13 protein-coding genes are annotated in these 14889 nt (G+C 26.7%); 2 read left to right on the plus strand and 11 right to left on the minus strand.

Annotated elements, in window-relative coordinates; all coding sequences use genetic code 11:
- Positions 1-92 precede the first annotated feature (92 nt).
- Positions 93-920, plus strand: a complete 828-nt coding sequence (locus tag R4K56_RS13205; RefSeq protein WP_335773072.1) for a SanA/YdcF family protein — start codon at positions 93-95, stop codon at positions 918-920.
- Positions 917-2347 carry a sodium/glutamate symporter gene (locus tag R4K56_RS13210; protein WP_335757893.1) on the plus strand — a complete coding sequence of 477 codons (1431 nt, stop codon included), beginning with the start codon at positions 917-919 and terminating at the stop codon, positions 2345-2347. The genes R4K56_RS13205 and R4K56_RS13210 overlap by 4 nt, the downstream gene beginning before the upstream one ends.
- Positions 2348-2896: 549 nt before the next feature.
- On the opposite strand, the gene R4K56_RS13215 is transcribed toward R4K56_RS13210, so the two are convergent.
- The 11 genes from R4K56_RS13215 to R4K56_RS13265 all read right to left on the minus strand — a co-directional run bounded on the left by R4K56_RS13215 (position 2897) and on the right by R4K56_RS13265 (position 14788).
- On the minus strand, positions 2897-3382 hold the full coding sequence (locus R4K56_RS13215; protein ID WP_335773071.1) for a peptidylprolyl isomerase: 486 nt from the start codon (positions 3380-3382) through the stop codon (positions 2897-2899).
- A 29-nt stretch (positions 3383-3411) separates the two neighbouring features.
- Positions 3412-3981: a peptidylprolyl isomerase gene (locus tag R4K56_RS13220; RefSeq protein ID WP_335773070.1), complete on the minus strand. Its 570-nt coding sequence runs from the start codon at positions 3979-3981 to the stop codon at positions 3412-3414.
- 65 nt (positions 3982-4046) lie between these two features.
- Complete coding sequence (locus R4K56_RS13225) at positions 4047-5612, minus strand: LysM peptidoglycan-binding domain-containing protein (RefSeq protein WP_335773069.1); 1566 nt, start codon at positions 5610-5612, stop codon at positions 4047-4049.
- A gap of 58 nt (positions 5613-5670) precedes the next feature.
- Positions 5671-6261: a hypothetical protein gene (locus R4K56_RS13230; protein WP_335773068.1), complete on the minus strand. Its 591-nt coding sequence runs from the start codon at positions 6259-6261 to the stop codon at positions 5671-5673.
- 166 nt (positions 6262-6427) lie between these two features.
- On the minus strand, positions 6428-6901 hold the full coding sequence (locus R4K56_RS13235) for an META domain-containing protein (RefSeq protein ID WP_335773067.1): 474 nt from the start codon (positions 6899-6901) through the stop codon (positions 6428-6430).
- A gap of 167 nt (positions 6902-7068) precedes the next feature.
- Positions 7069-7503, minus strand: coding sequence for an ankyrin repeat domain-containing protein (locus R4K56_RS13240; protein ID WP_335759380.1), 435 nt, complete (start codon positions 7501-7503; stop codon positions 7069-7071).
- A gap of 618 nt (positions 7504-8121) precedes the next feature.
- On the minus strand, positions 8122-9225 hold the full coding sequence (gene rsgA, locus R4K56_RS13245) for a ribosome small subunit-dependent GTPase A (RefSeq protein WP_297300096.1): 1104 nt from the start codon (positions 9223-9225) through the stop codon (positions 8122-8124).
- A gap of 425 nt (positions 9226-9650) precedes the next feature.
- Positions 9651-10835, minus strand: coding sequence for a selenium cofactor biosynthesis protein YqeC (gene yqeC / locus R4K56_RS13250; RefSeq protein WP_335773126.1), 1185 nt, complete (start codon positions 10833-10835; stop codon positions 9651-9653).
- A 3-nt stretch (positions 10836-10838) separates the two neighbouring features.
- Entirely contained in the window at positions 10839-12587 is a 1749-nt protein-coding gene (locus R4K56_RS13255; protein ID WP_335773127.1) for a TrkH family potassium uptake protein, read from the minus strand.
- 71 nt (positions 12588-12658) lie between these two features.
- Positions 12659-13783 carry a [FeFe] hydrogenase H-cluster radical SAM maturase HydE gene (gene hydE / locus R4K56_RS13260; protein ID WP_335773128.1) on the minus strand — a complete coding sequence of 375 codons (1125 nt, stop codon included), beginning with the start codon at positions 13781-13783 and terminating at the stop codon, positions 12659-12661.
- 93 nt (positions 13784-13876) lie between these two features.
- Positions 13877-14788 carry an Rpn family recombination-promoting nuclease/putative transposase gene (locus R4K56_RS13265; protein WP_335773129.1) on the minus strand — a complete coding sequence of 304 codons (912 nt, stop codon included), beginning with the start codon at positions 14786-14788 and terminating at the stop codon, positions 13877-13879.
- Positions 14789-14889 lie beyond the last annotated feature (101 nt).

A 14889-nucleotide genomic window follows, 5' to 3' on the forward strand; every position in this document is an offset into this window, starting at 1 on the left:
AAAACCAATTTTTTCTTAACTTTTAACAGTAATCATAATTGACAATATAAATTTATTTAGTATACTATCATAATCATACATTTGTAGGATTTATGAAGATTTTAAAAAATAGATACAATAAGAAAATATTAGAAATTAAAAATAATAAAAAAAAATTAGATGAAATCATAAAAGATAAAAAACCTTTATATAAATTTCTTAATTATATAATTTTTATATTTTTATGCGCTTTTAAATTCATACCTGAAATTATTATTATTTCTATAATATGCATTTGTACCGTATATTTATCCGTTTCACTATATTCAAGAAAATATATTTATTCTTCTATAGAAGATATACCTTATAATGATGTAGCTTTAGTATTGGGTACAAGCAAATATCTTTATAACGGTCAAATAAACATGTATTTTAAATTCAGAATGGATGCTGCTTATGAATTATATAAAAGCGGAAAAGTAAAATTTATACTTGTTAGTGGGGACAACAGGTATAGATCATATAATGAACCTAGGCAAATGCGTTTAGATTTAATAAAATTAGGAGTAGATAAAAAGCATATATTTCTTGATTTTGCCGGATTTAGAACAAGAGATTCTATAATAAGAGCTAATAAAGTATTTGAACTTACTAATTTTACTATAGTTTCTCAGCCTTTCCACAATGAAAGAGCTATACTAATAGCAAGACAAAAGAAAATCAATGCCATAGCTTATAATGCCAATAATGTTAGAAAACTTTATAGAGTAAGACAATTTCCAAGAGAATTGGGAGCAAGAATTCTAATGTTTATTGACATAATATTTAATAAGCCTCCTAAATTCTATGGGGATATAATAAAAATAGAAGAAAGAGAATACATACCTGCTGACAAAAGCAATAAAATTGATAAAAAATTAAAAACAGGAGGCTATAAATGACATCAAAATTACTAACTGAATTACTACAATCTTTATCTTTACTTTCAGTTCTTCTTCTAATAGGAGTTTTTTTAAGGGCAAAAGTAAAACTATTTCAAAAACTATATTTACCTGCTTCTGTAATAGGAGGATTCATAGGGCTTTTAATATCTCCTGAAATATTAGGAAGATTATCAAGTTTTTCAATATCAGAAGAATGGATAAAAACTTATTCCCTGCTTCCAGGAGTTTTATCTATACCAATATTCGCTGCTATTCCTTTGGGTATGTTTTTAAATGAAAACAAAAATATAAAATCCTTATACCCTACAAAAGTTTTAATAGGATTTGGTATATTTCAATGTGCAAGTATGGCACAATCTGCTATAGGATATGCAACAAATATGCTATTCACTAAAATAGATCCTAGTTTAAATATGTACAGAACTTTCGGATATGAACTTTCTGCAGGTTTTGCCGGAGGTCATGGTCTTGCTGCTGCTACTGGAAAACTTTTAGAGGGTTTTGGTATAGCTCAATGGGAAATAGCTCAAGGTGTTGCTTTAACTACTGCTACAATAGGACTTGTAGGTGGTATGATATTTGGAATTATATTCATCAATATAGCTGTAAGAACAAACAAAACTAACGTTATAAAAAAAATTGTTAATGATAAAGATGATAATAACAGCATTAATAAAATAGATAAGAATATGGAAGTTGGATACAATAATGACATAACAAAACAAGCTAGTTTAGGAAGAGAAACTTTTTTAAGCAGTTCTATAGAAACAATAACTTTCCATTTAGCAATAATATTTTCTGTATGCGGATTAGCTTTTATAGTTTTGAATGCTATTAAAAAACTTGGAATACCGGGATTAGATGTTCTTCCAGTTTGGACTTATTCAATGATTATAATGTTTGCTTTAAATATATTAATAAAAAAATTCAAATTAGCTTGGATGGTAGATGCAAAGGTAAAAGCAAAAATAATAGGTACATTAAGCGATTTTGCTATAGTATCAGCAATAACAAGCCTTCCAATAAAAGCTATAATACATTATATAGCACCTATAATAGTAATGTGCGTAGTAGGATTCATAGCAACTTATTTGATAGTATTTATATTTAATAATATGCTATTTAAAGGCGATTATGCTTTTGAAAGAGCTATAATTTCTTGGGGTACTTTAACAGGCGTATTAATTACAGGAATGACTCTTTTAAAAATATGCGACCCAGAATATAAAAGCCCAGCATTAACAGAATTTTCTTTAGGTTTCTCTTTAATGTCAGTTACTGGACTTCTAGTAGTTCCAATACTTAATACTGTTTTGGCAGTAGGTTCAACTTGGGATAATTTTATAACTGCAGTAATAAGTTCAGCACTTTATTTGGCATTTGCATTTATAATTTACTTTGTACATAGAAAATCAAATGCATAATTTTTATATATACATAAAGTGTATCAGTTGACAAACTTAAAAATTTTCAGTATATACTGAAAATTTTTAAGTTTGTCAATTTTTATGTTGTTCTTTTTCCCGCCGCAAAAAGAACCAAAAAGTGCAAGTATAAAATTAGTAAAAAATCATACTAAGATTGTCTTACATGTAAGATAATCTTAGTAAATTTAATATAAAATATAGCCTTTTTGCTTCTTTGTGGCAACAAAAGAAGTGGGGTGCGGGGCAAAGCCCTGCAGATATTGAAAATTTAAAAAAATTATTTATGACAAAATATAGTTGTTTAGGTATATACTAATTTTAAGAATTTCTATTATGATTTTACAAATTAGTAAAAAACTATATCATATACAAACTATTATTATTGATATTTTATTATGTAAATTGAAGTATTATATCAATAAGTAAATTAGAACATTATTAATTTAAAAATAATATAATGGTAATTCAAAAAACTATATACAAAAAAAGACGAAGCCTAATTTTTTAAGCTCCGTCTTTATTATTATAATCTGTAAAAAAAATCAATTATACTTCTTTTACATATACTTTATTCATTGTTGAATTTTCCATAGGGTTGTCGTTATGGTCTCTTTTTAAAGAAACTATTTTATCAGCAACATCCATACCATTAACAACTTTTCCCCAAACTGTATACTGACCATCTAAATGAGGTGCATCAGCTACACAAATAAAGAATTGTGAACCTGCACTGTCTGGGTGCTGACTTCTAGCCATTGAACATATTCCTCTAGCATGATGAACATCATTAAATTCTGCTGCAATATTAAATCCTGGGCCGCCTGTTCCATGTAAATGTCTTTTTGTTGCATCTTTACTAACAGGGTCTCCGCCTTGTATCATAAATCTAGGTATTACTCTATGAAATCTAATTCCATCGTAAAAACCTTCATTAGCAAGTTTTTTTATAGCTTCAACATGTTTTGGTGCTTTATCTGGATAGAATTCTATTTCAATAGTACCATAATCTGTTTCAATAAATAAATGTTCCATTATAATTTTCCTTTAATAAATATTAATTATTATTTTACATAAACTTTATTCATTCTAGCTGGCTCTATAGGGTTATCATTAGCATCTCTTCTTAAAGAAACTATTTTATCAACAACATCCATTCCGCTAACAACCTCTCCCCAAACTGTATATTGACCGTCTAAAAATGTACTGTCAGATACACAAATGAAGAATTGTGAACCTGCACTGTTTATGCTCTGGCTTCTAGCCATTGAACATATTCCTCTTCTATGAGAAACATCATTAAACTCTGCTGGTATAACAAAATTAGGGCCGCCTGTTCCATGTAAATGTCTTTTTGTAGGGTCTTTACTTAAAGGATCACCGCCTTGAATCATAAAGCCTGGTATAACTCTATGGAAAAGTGTTCCATTATAAAAACCTTGATTAGCTAACTTCTTAATAGCCTCAACATGTTTTGGTGCTTTATCTGGGAAAAATGCTATTTCTATAGTACCAAAATCTGTTTCAATAAACAAATGTTCTTTTGAAGCTTTAGGCTTCTGTGCTATTAATACAGTTGCAAATGCTGTAATACAAATTAATGAAAAAATAATAATTTTTAACTTTTTTACCAAAATGTGTACCTCTTAATTTATTTTCTACTATAAACCAATTATAGATAGATTTGTAAATGTTGATTTTACTTTTGATTAGCAGCATTTTCATTAGTTTCTGCTTGATCAGTATTATCCTCATCCATTTGTTCATCTATAACTGAATTTTCTGTTTCTTCAGTTTGTTCTTCTACAGCTTCTTCATCTTCTATAACTATATTTCCTTCTTTAACAGTAGTTGCATCATCTGGTATTACTTTTTTATCTCCATCAACTGTTGCTTCATCTGCAGCAGTTTCATCATTAGCCATTTCTTCTGAGTCAGTTGCTTCATCTGCAGCCATTTCTTCTTCTGTAGCATCTTTTGCTGTATCTTCTATAGGTGTAGCAGGTACTGCTTCTTGCTGTGCATTAGTATTAGTAGTCTGCATTTGGTTAGTGTCCATTTGATTAGTTTGAAGCTGATTAGTCTGCATCTGCTGATTTGTTGTATAAGATTTTATACTGTTATAAGTTTGATTAGGATCATAAGTTCCTTCTCTAAGCTCACCTTTAAGACTAGGTATAGTTAATATTTGACCTGCTCTTATTATAGAAGGGTCTTTTATTTGATCTTTGTTAGCTTCATATATTTTTTTCCATAAGTTACCATTACCGTATATGAAGTCATAAGAAGCTATACGCCATAAAGAGTCTGTATTAGTTTTTCTTGATTGAACTTTATAATATTTAGGGAAAGAACCTTCTGGTATTATTACTGGTTCTTCTTCTTTATCTCCGCTTGAAGATTCCATTAAATTTACTAAGCTAAGAACATTTTTAGAATGCATTAAAGAATCTGAATAATTTTTTGCTACTAATGTTTCACCTGCTGAAGATAATGATTTTGAAGCCTCTCCATACATATTAGGTTTGCTTTCATTATAGCCATCTTGTTTAGCTTTATCCATAGCTTTTTGCGCTTTTTCATAAGCTAAAGGTGCTTCTAATGCATCAAGTTTGCTCATAGCTTCTTTTGATTTTGTAAGTGAATTAGTATAATCTCCATTTCTTAATAAATCTTTTGATTCATCTCTTAAATTAGTTATAGCAGTATCATTATTATCACCATTAGTTAATACTGATTCTGATATCAAATACTCTCTTCTCGAATCTATAGAAAGTACATTGTATCCTAATTCTGATTTGTCTGCTGATTTATTATATTCTAGCATAGTATTTGTATAATCTGTAGAGTTAGTAGCGGCATCAAACATATTATTTGCTGAATTCATATCATTAACTGATTCATTATACAAATTCATAGTTAATTCATTAGTGTCGCCGCCAACACCTTTAAATAAACTTAAATACTTTTCAGCATTTCTTTGGCTGTTTAGTACATATTCATATACACCATATCTAGCTATAATTTTATCTGAATATTCTTTACTTAATTTTGAATATTCTATACTTTGATTATAATCACCAACATCATGTGCTTCTATTGCCATTTCTCTATATCTTTGTGCTAGTTTATAATCATCACTTTCTGAAATGCTTATAGGTAAATCCTTAGGCAATTCAGGAGGTAAAACAAAACTATTAGTATCTTGTCCGTATAATAAACTTGATACAAATAAAGTAATAAATAAAAATAATCCTTTTTTCATTTTATAAACTCCAATTATTTTATAAAATATTAAATTAAATAAACAACTATATTATTATTTATTTTTTAGAAGGTGTTTTCTCTAATTCATCAACTTGTTTAATTTTTGCTTCTGCTTCTTTTATACCTCTTGCACTTTCATCATATCTTTTTTTAGTTGTAAAATATGCTTTATGATGGTATTTCTTTACATTTAAGAAACAATTAACTGCTTCTTCATAATTATTTGTACTTAAAGCAGACAATGCATTTATATAATTAAGTTCTGCGAATTCGTAATTGTATTTATCTACTCTATATGCTTTAATTTCTTTTGAATATACTCTCTCTGTAGAAGTTTCTTCTTTTAAGACTTGTGCATATTGAGGTAAGCCGTCATTTAATACTGTTTGATAAGCATTTGATGCTGTAGTAAGAAGTTCCTTTACTTTTGCTGGTTCTTTATTTTCATCTATTAATATAACTGCTTCAGAATAATTCGCTTCAGCTATGTCAAATTGTTCTTTGGAATAGTTTTGCAAATCATATCTGATAGTTTTATCTCTCAAAACAGATGCATCTTTATATTCTTTCAAAGGCATACTTTCTGAACAAGACATAATAATAAATAAAGTTAATAATAATGTAAAAATGTACTTTTTCATTTGCATAATACTCCAATCAATTTTCTATAAACAATAAGATACTTTTATATTATACTACTAACTATAAAAGTCAATAGTTACTTAAAAATTTAATAATAATTGTTAAATAAAAAAGCAAGATAATTTACAATAAACTATCCTGCCTAAAATAAAACTAATAATTATTTAATGATTAATTAGTATTTTCAGTAGCAACTTCTACATTTCCTTTGAAAGTATATACTAAGTTAGTACCTGTAGTAGTTGTTATAGTTAATACATCACCATTTAAAGAGATAGTATCAGCTGCACCTAATAATTGTAAATATTCATTCTCAACAGCCATATCTTCTTCTGGTCCAGCCATTTTAGTAGAACCTAAAGCTTTAAATGCAATTTTATCGCCATTTAAAGTAAATTCTGTGAAATAGCTATTAACAGCTGATTTTCCGCCTATCATGTTAGTAGCAGGGAAAGCTATAGTAACTTCTTTACCTTCATACATGTTAGTGATAGCGAATTCTTTACCTACTAAATCATCAACTGTAACAACTGCTGATGTCATAGCTGCATCATTTTTATCTGTTGCTGCACCTGAATTTCCGCCACATGATACTGCGAATACTGTTCCAATAACAACTAGAACTAATGATAACATTTTTTTCATAATTTTATTTCCCCAAAATTAAATTTTGAAAAAGATTATATTATAATTAAATTTTATTATCAATGTTACATATAGTAATCTTGAAAAAAATTCTTATTTTTTGATAAAAATATATGATATTTATAAAAAATTAAGCTGATTATTAAAACTAATATAATAATTAAATATTATTTTGCTCCGGCTTTTTTAAGTATTTCTACTATCTTAGTATATTTTTTCTCGGATGCATAAGTTAATGCTGTTTTACCATATTTGTCTTTTATGTTAATATCAGCACCCGCATCAACCAATATTTTTACTATTTCTGTATAACCTTTTGAAGCTGCCCTACTTAATGCTGTTCTTTTTCTTACATTAACTGCATTAAGATTGACTTTTTTATCAACTAACACCCTAACTACTTCTGTCAATCCTTCTTCTGATGCTTCTATTAATGGCGTTTCCCCCATTCTATCTTTTGAATTAATATCTGCACCAGAATTAATCAGTTCTATAGCTTTTTTTACATCTTTTTTCTCTAAAGAATCCATTAAGGCATTTGAACTTTGTTTTCCAAACAATATAACCGAAAACATAAAAATTAAAATTAAAATATTTCTCATAAATATATTTCTCCTTATAAAAAATAGTATAATCAAAAAATATACAATTGTCATCTTTTATAAAGAAAATATATATTATGTTAATTGTATTTATAAAAATATTAAAAAATTATATTATTTAAATTATACCTATAGAATAAATATTTAAAACAAATATAAATAAAAAAATTCAAAACAATAATTTTAGTAAGATGTTTTATTATAGCTTTAAATTATTTTTTATTATATATAAGATTATTAGCTGATAACCTTATATATAATAAAAAATCTCGTTTTAAATCTCTGGCAGCTAAAGCTACCAGACACTCGATTTTTTTATTTGTATTATTCATAAATTTAGTAATTACTTATTAGATGCCGTTTATCACTTTAAACTATTTCTTATTTTTAACGTTCATTTTCTTATAATTATTTCTATGTTTCGTGATTTTCTTTAATGCCATATTTTTATTATTGCTAGTGATAAACTCGCTGATTATTAGCTGATAACTTTATTTATATAATAAAAAAATCTCGTTTTAAATCTCTAGCAGCTAAAGCTACCAGACACTCGATTTTTTTATTTGTATTATTCATAAATTTAGTAATCACTTATTAGATGCCGTTTATCACTTTAAACTATTTCTTATTTTTAACGTTCATTTTCTTATAATTATTTCTATGTTTAGTAATTTTCTTTAATGCCATCTTTCTGTCTTTTTTTATCTCTATAGAAGATTTTTGTAATTCTCTATTCTCATTGAGTAATGTTATATAAGCATCGTATCTTTCATAAGGTATTTCATCATTTTCAAGAAGTTCCAATATATAACAATCCGGTTCATGCTGATGAGTACAGTCTTTAAACTTACATTTCTTTGCAAACTCTTCCAAATCCTCAAATGTTTTCTTTATGCCTTTATCATCTTCCCATAAACCTAAATTTCTTAATCCGGGAGTATCTATCACTACACCTCCGCTGTCTAAAACTAAAAGTTCTCTATGCGTAGTTGTATGCATTCCTTTGAAATCGTACTCTCTTACCTCTTGAGTTTTCATTTTTTCATCTTTCAAAAGGTAATTTATAATAGTAGATTTTCCTGCTCCTGAAGCTCCGATAAATACTGATGAAGTATCTTTTTTAATATATTTTAAAAATGTATCTGCATTCTTTCCTGTTTTTGAACTGTAGGCAAATGCTGTTTCATTAGGATAAGTTTCTTTTATAGATGCTAATAATTCTTTGTATTCTGCATCTTCATATAAATCGATTTTACTTATTGCAATTATTGGCTTAATTCCGGAAGTGTGAACTACAGACAAATATCTTGCTATAGCTGACATTGGCATTTCATTATCGATTCCTACTATAATAAAAGCATAATCAATATTACTTACTATAGCCTGAATATCGTTTTTTTTAATATTAGCTTTTCTGTATAAAATATTTTTTCTAGTGAGTATGGTATCAATAAAAGCATTATTATCAGATTTTTTCATCAATACCCAATCGCCTACAACGGGAAGCTCGCTCTGTATTTCAGAATTATATCTAATCTTTCCTTTTATCCTAGCTAAAAATTCTCCTTCATCAGAAAACAAAGTATAATATCTTTTATTTATCCTTATAACTCTTGCCGGAACAAGTTCTTCATTATTAATTTCTTCTAAACTATTAACTTTTAAAGCTGATAAAGCTAATTTCTCAAAATATTCATCAAAGCCAATATCTTTTATTTTCAATATTCATCTCTCCAAATTAAAAATACTACTATAGTATAATACTAAAATAAATAACATTTGTCAATTTAATTTATTTTATATATTTATATATTTATATATTAAACACAAATAGTATATACCTAAACAAATATACTTTGTCAAAAATAAGACTATAGTTTCTTTTTAATATATGGGGCTTTGCCCCATACCCCACTTCTTTTGGTGACCCAAAGAAGCAAAAGGACTATATTTTAGATTAAATTAATAACCTATATTACATGTAAAAACAATTTTAGTATGATTTAGTAGTAATTTTATACTTGCACTTTCGCGAAGCGTATCCGAGTTTATCGAGGATATAAGGTTCTTTAACGAAGTACGCAGAGCGTGTGCGGCGGGAAAAAGTTGAATAAAAAAATGACAAAGTTAAAAATCTTTAGTATAAACTATTCTAAATCTTTTTTGGTATCTATATCTATTAATTTATTTTCATCTATAGTATAAAAAAAAGCATCATCAATATTTTTCTTTATAATCTTTAATGCCCCATTATCATTTTCTAAATTTAAAATATCATTAATATACTTAGATGAAAAAATCGCTGGATTTGAAGGTCTGTCATTAGTAAACATTGCTCCTATATTTTTATTACTGTATAAAAATAATTTAATCATATTAAAAATATCTTCGCTTTTCAAAAAAGGCATATCGCATACAAAAAAAGCAAATAGATCAGAATCATTTTTTAAAGCTTCATTGGTACCCAATTTTATAGATGCACTTATACCTTCATTATGCTTTGAATTGTATACTGCATTATAATCTTTATTTTCAAATGATTTATTTATTATATCATCATATATACTTACAGATATAACAGAAGTTTCTATATGTTTTAATTTTTCATCTTCTTTAAATAATTGTTTCACATTTGTTATTTTATTTATTGTATTTTCAAATAAAGTTTTATTTTCTAATTGATTAAATTTATGAATTAGTTTATTTCCATTAAAACGCTTACTGCTTCCAGATGCTAATATAATAAATGCGATTTTCTTGTAATCGATATTATTATTCTTTGTAAAATCATTTAAATATAATTGAATGTTGCTGCATTTATATTTAAGTTTATCAATATAATATTTTTTAGCTATATAATTAATAATATCCAAATTTACTATTTGGTCTGGATATATCTCATTACATAAATTGTACCTAAAACAAACCTCTTTAAATTTCCTTCCCAAACTATGAAGCCCCATTATAACAACTATCTTATCTATTTTTCCGCATAAAAATTCTGGTATAACTGGTTCATTTTCATTTGGTATTTTTATAGCATGATACTTTGCCCCATCAGCTTCAATAAAAATGATATCAGCATAATGCATAGCTTTCTCTAATATATCATCTCCGGCATACATTAGTTTTTTATCATCAAATTCTTTTCCAAGTATTATTATATTATCATTATCGAATGAATGAGAATCAATATCATCTGTATATTTTTTAGGTTTAAATATTTTGGTGGTTGTTGTAATTAATACCTTTTTATCTTTGTATGATTCTGCCATATTTTTTATATATGAGGTTTTTCCTCCGGCACCGCATACTAAAATAATTTCAGACATAAATCAACCAATAGTAACATCACTTGTAGGCAAATCTATCATTCCATATTTACCTTTATTGATAGAACCTATACTCATAAATAAAGTAAGATATCCTACACGTCCTATAAACATAAGAAGTATAAGTATTAATTTACTCCATATTGTAAGTACAGGAGTTATTCCCAAAGTAAGACCAACTGTACTTATTGCAGATATAGACTCAAATAATATAGGCATCATACTATGAGATTTTTCTATATAGAACATAAGAAATGCTGCTAATACAGAAATAGCTATTGCAAGAGTAACTATAGCAACTGATTTATTAACTGTATCATCTTTAATTTTTCTGCCATTAACAACAATATAAGGTCTGTTAAAAATAGCAGTTATTACCGAGAACACAAATACGAATAATGTAGTAGTTTTAACTCCGCCTCCTGTACTGTTTGGAGATGCCCCTACAAACATCAAGAATATAACAACACCTATAGTAACATTACTAAGAGCATTATAACTAAAAGTTTCAAATCCCGCCGTTCTAGGGCTTACACTTTGAAATAATGAAACTAATATCTTTTCTTTTAAAGGCAAATCTTTTAAAGCATTGGAATATTCATTGAAGAATATAAAAGCAGCTCCTGCAACTATAAGCAATACACTTGTAAATATAACTATTCTAGCTTGAACGTCGAATGCATATCTTTGACCTTTAATTTTATTAATAAAAGCTCTCGATACAGTTAACATAACAGGATAACCTATACCTCCTAATGTTATAAGAAACATAATTGTAACATTTACTGTTATATTTCCGGAATATCTATGCAAACTATCTGTATATAAAGAAAATCCCGCATTACAAAAAGCACTCACAGAATGGAACAAAGAAGAAAAAACTCTTGATGGAAAACTAACATTTTTATCTATAGCTGTAAATAAAATAACCGCACCTAATAATTCTATTAAAAATGTAGATAAGAAAATGACTTTAACAGTTGATTGTATAATATCTTTATTTTGAGTATTAAACATCTCCAAAGTTCTAACTCTATCTTGAACACTACCCTTACTTGTAGCAAATAGAAGCACTATTGCAGATATGGACATTATACCAAGTCCGCCTATTTGTATAAGCATTATTAAAACAACCTGTCCGAATAATGTAAATTCTTTTGATATATCTATAACACTAAGCCCAGTAACACATACAGCACTTGTAGCAGTAAATAATGCATCTACAAAATGTAATTTTCCGCTTACCGTACTTAAAGGCAAATATAATAATAAACTTCCCAATGTTATAACAAAAATAAAAGATGCTATAATCATTTGATATAATGTTAATCTTGAATATGAAAGCCTAAGCCAATTTAATACTATTACCAAAAAGAAAAGAACTGAACCGGCTATAGTCCATATAATCCTATTAGCATATGCATCATAATATTTTTTACTAAAAAAATTCAGCAACAATACGCCTATAATTTGTATGGCAGAAACTACAATATATAATTTTCTTGGAGCTATTCTTATTTGATCTACTAATATCAATATAAAACATATTGTAATAACATTTATTATTTCACTATAATGAGATATATAAAAATTATCTATATTTACTTGTCTTACCTGCATAAGAAGAACAAATATTGCAAATATAGAACCTGCTATCGCTATTAAATTTGATATTCTTTTAAAAAATTCATCTATAGATTGAACTATATTTTTATTAGCTTTTGTATATTTATTGTTAAATAAATCTTTCATAAATAATCTTTACTCTATAAATAATATTTATATATTTTAATATATATTAACTTATATGTAAATAATAAAATTTAGCTTTTATATCTATTTAACTCATAATCTCCGCGTTCACCTGTAAGTATATATCCTATATCATTAATATTTTTTCTAAGACTTTCAACTCCTTCAGCAGATTCGCTTCCTGTAGCAATTTTATCATTATAAAGCAAATATTTTTTTCTTACATTCATAGGCGATAAATTAGGCATAACAACATTAGCTCCATAAAGTATGCCCATTTCCCGTCCGCCTTCTTTAATAGTACCAAGAGCAGTAGTTGCAGGTATTAATGATAAAGGAAAAATTAAACGGAGAATACTTATCAATATTAAAGTAAGTTCCAATTCTCCTTTTTTTTCATTCGCAAAAGGTGTGTCCTTATGAGGAAGGAAAGGCCCTATTCCTATCATCTCTGGTTTTATCTCCTGCATAAAAACAAAATCATCAACAATATTTTCCAAAGTTTGATAAGGACTTCCAACCATTATTCCTGTACCGGTTTGATAGCCTAACTTTTTTAAATTCCTTAAACATTCTTTTCTATTTTCTAAACTCATATTACTAGGGTGAAGTTTTGAATAGTGAATATTATCAGAAGTTTCATGCCTGAGTAAAAATCTGTCAGCACCTTTTTCTTTTAATACTCTATAATATTCTTCATCTTTCTCACCTATTGATAATGTTAAAGCACAATCAGAATATTTTGTTTTAATTGATTCAACTATATCAGACATAATTTCTAAATTATAATAAGGATCTTCACCGCCTTGAAGTACAAAGGTTCTAAATCCTATTTCATAACCAAGTTCGCAGCATGATAAAATATCCTCTTTATCTAATCTGTACCTTTCTGCATTTTTATTACTTTTTCTTATTCCGCAGTATATACAGTCATTCTTACAATAATTAGTAAACTCTATAAGTCCTCTCATAAAAACATATTTTCCGAATATTTTATCAGCCTTTTCTCTTGCCTTAATTCTTAAATATTCTTTTAAGTTTTTTACTTCTTCTTTTTCTTCATCATTTAAATTTTTTATATTGATATTATTATCATATTCAAAAGAAGATAAAAGAGTTAAAGCATCTTCTTTTGAAATTTTTTCTTCTGTTTCTATTTTGTTAATAATTTCTTTTGCTTTATTTATATTAATCAACTTTATATTCCCTTTATAATTTAGAATAGTTTTTACTAAATGGAAAGTAACAAATTATAAAATATATTGCTATATAGTTTGAAAATTTTTACATCATAATTTTTCTATTTCTTCTATACTAAGTCCTGTAATATCGCTTATCAATGCTATATCTATATTTCTATTTTTCATATTTTTTACAGTCAATATTTGATTTTCTTTTATACCTTGTTCTATACCTTTCTCTATACCTTGTTCTATGCCCTTCTCTATACCTTGTTCTATACCTTTTTTAAAACCTTCTTCGATTCCTAATCTTCTTTCCTCTTCAAGCATTATTTGATTTCCATAAAGATATGCTTCTCTTTTATCATATTCATTCATCATTAAGCTGTTTTTAATAAAATTATTATATTTTTTTTGCACTTCTTCCATTATAGGTTTTTCTTTAACTAATTCTGACATTATAATCTCCTTATTATTTTTCATAGTAAAGAATTTAAGCCAACAGTTTAAATCTGATTTTAATATATTATATTTAAATTTTTTAAGTTCAATTATATGAATTTGCAAATGGTCAGTTAATAATTTTTTATTGTTCATTTCATAAATCATATAGCAGGAATGAATATTATCATTATCATCTAAATTAAAGTTAAGTAAATTTATGCTAATTACAGGAGTTAGAGCATCATATTTTTCTCCATGCTTTAGAAGTTTACTATAATTAGAAGCCCAATAATACAATATTCTTTCTGGAAATCTTGAATTACCTTGCAATTGTATTTCTATAATAACAACAGTACCGCTATGAGTAATGCACTTTACATCAACTATTGTTTCCTTATCCTCATTATTTTCTTTATAATTAAATGGAGTCAAAATCTCAACACTTCTAAAAGTTTTTATACCAGAATCAAGCATAGTAGAATTAATAAAATCAAGCAGTATTAAATTACTATCTGAAGATGAGAATAAGTATCTAACAAAATAATCATTCAAAACATTAATATCTTTATGGCTCATAATATTATTATACTGAAAATTTTTAAGTTTGTCAATTTTTTTAATATATTGTATAATAATAATATGGATTTTAATTTAACAGACGAAGAAATAAAATTTTT

This window comes from Brachyspira pulli, assembly GCF_036997785.1.
GTDB lineage: Bacteria > Spirochaetota > Brachyspiria > Brachyspirales > Brachyspiraceae > Brachyspira > Brachyspira pulli.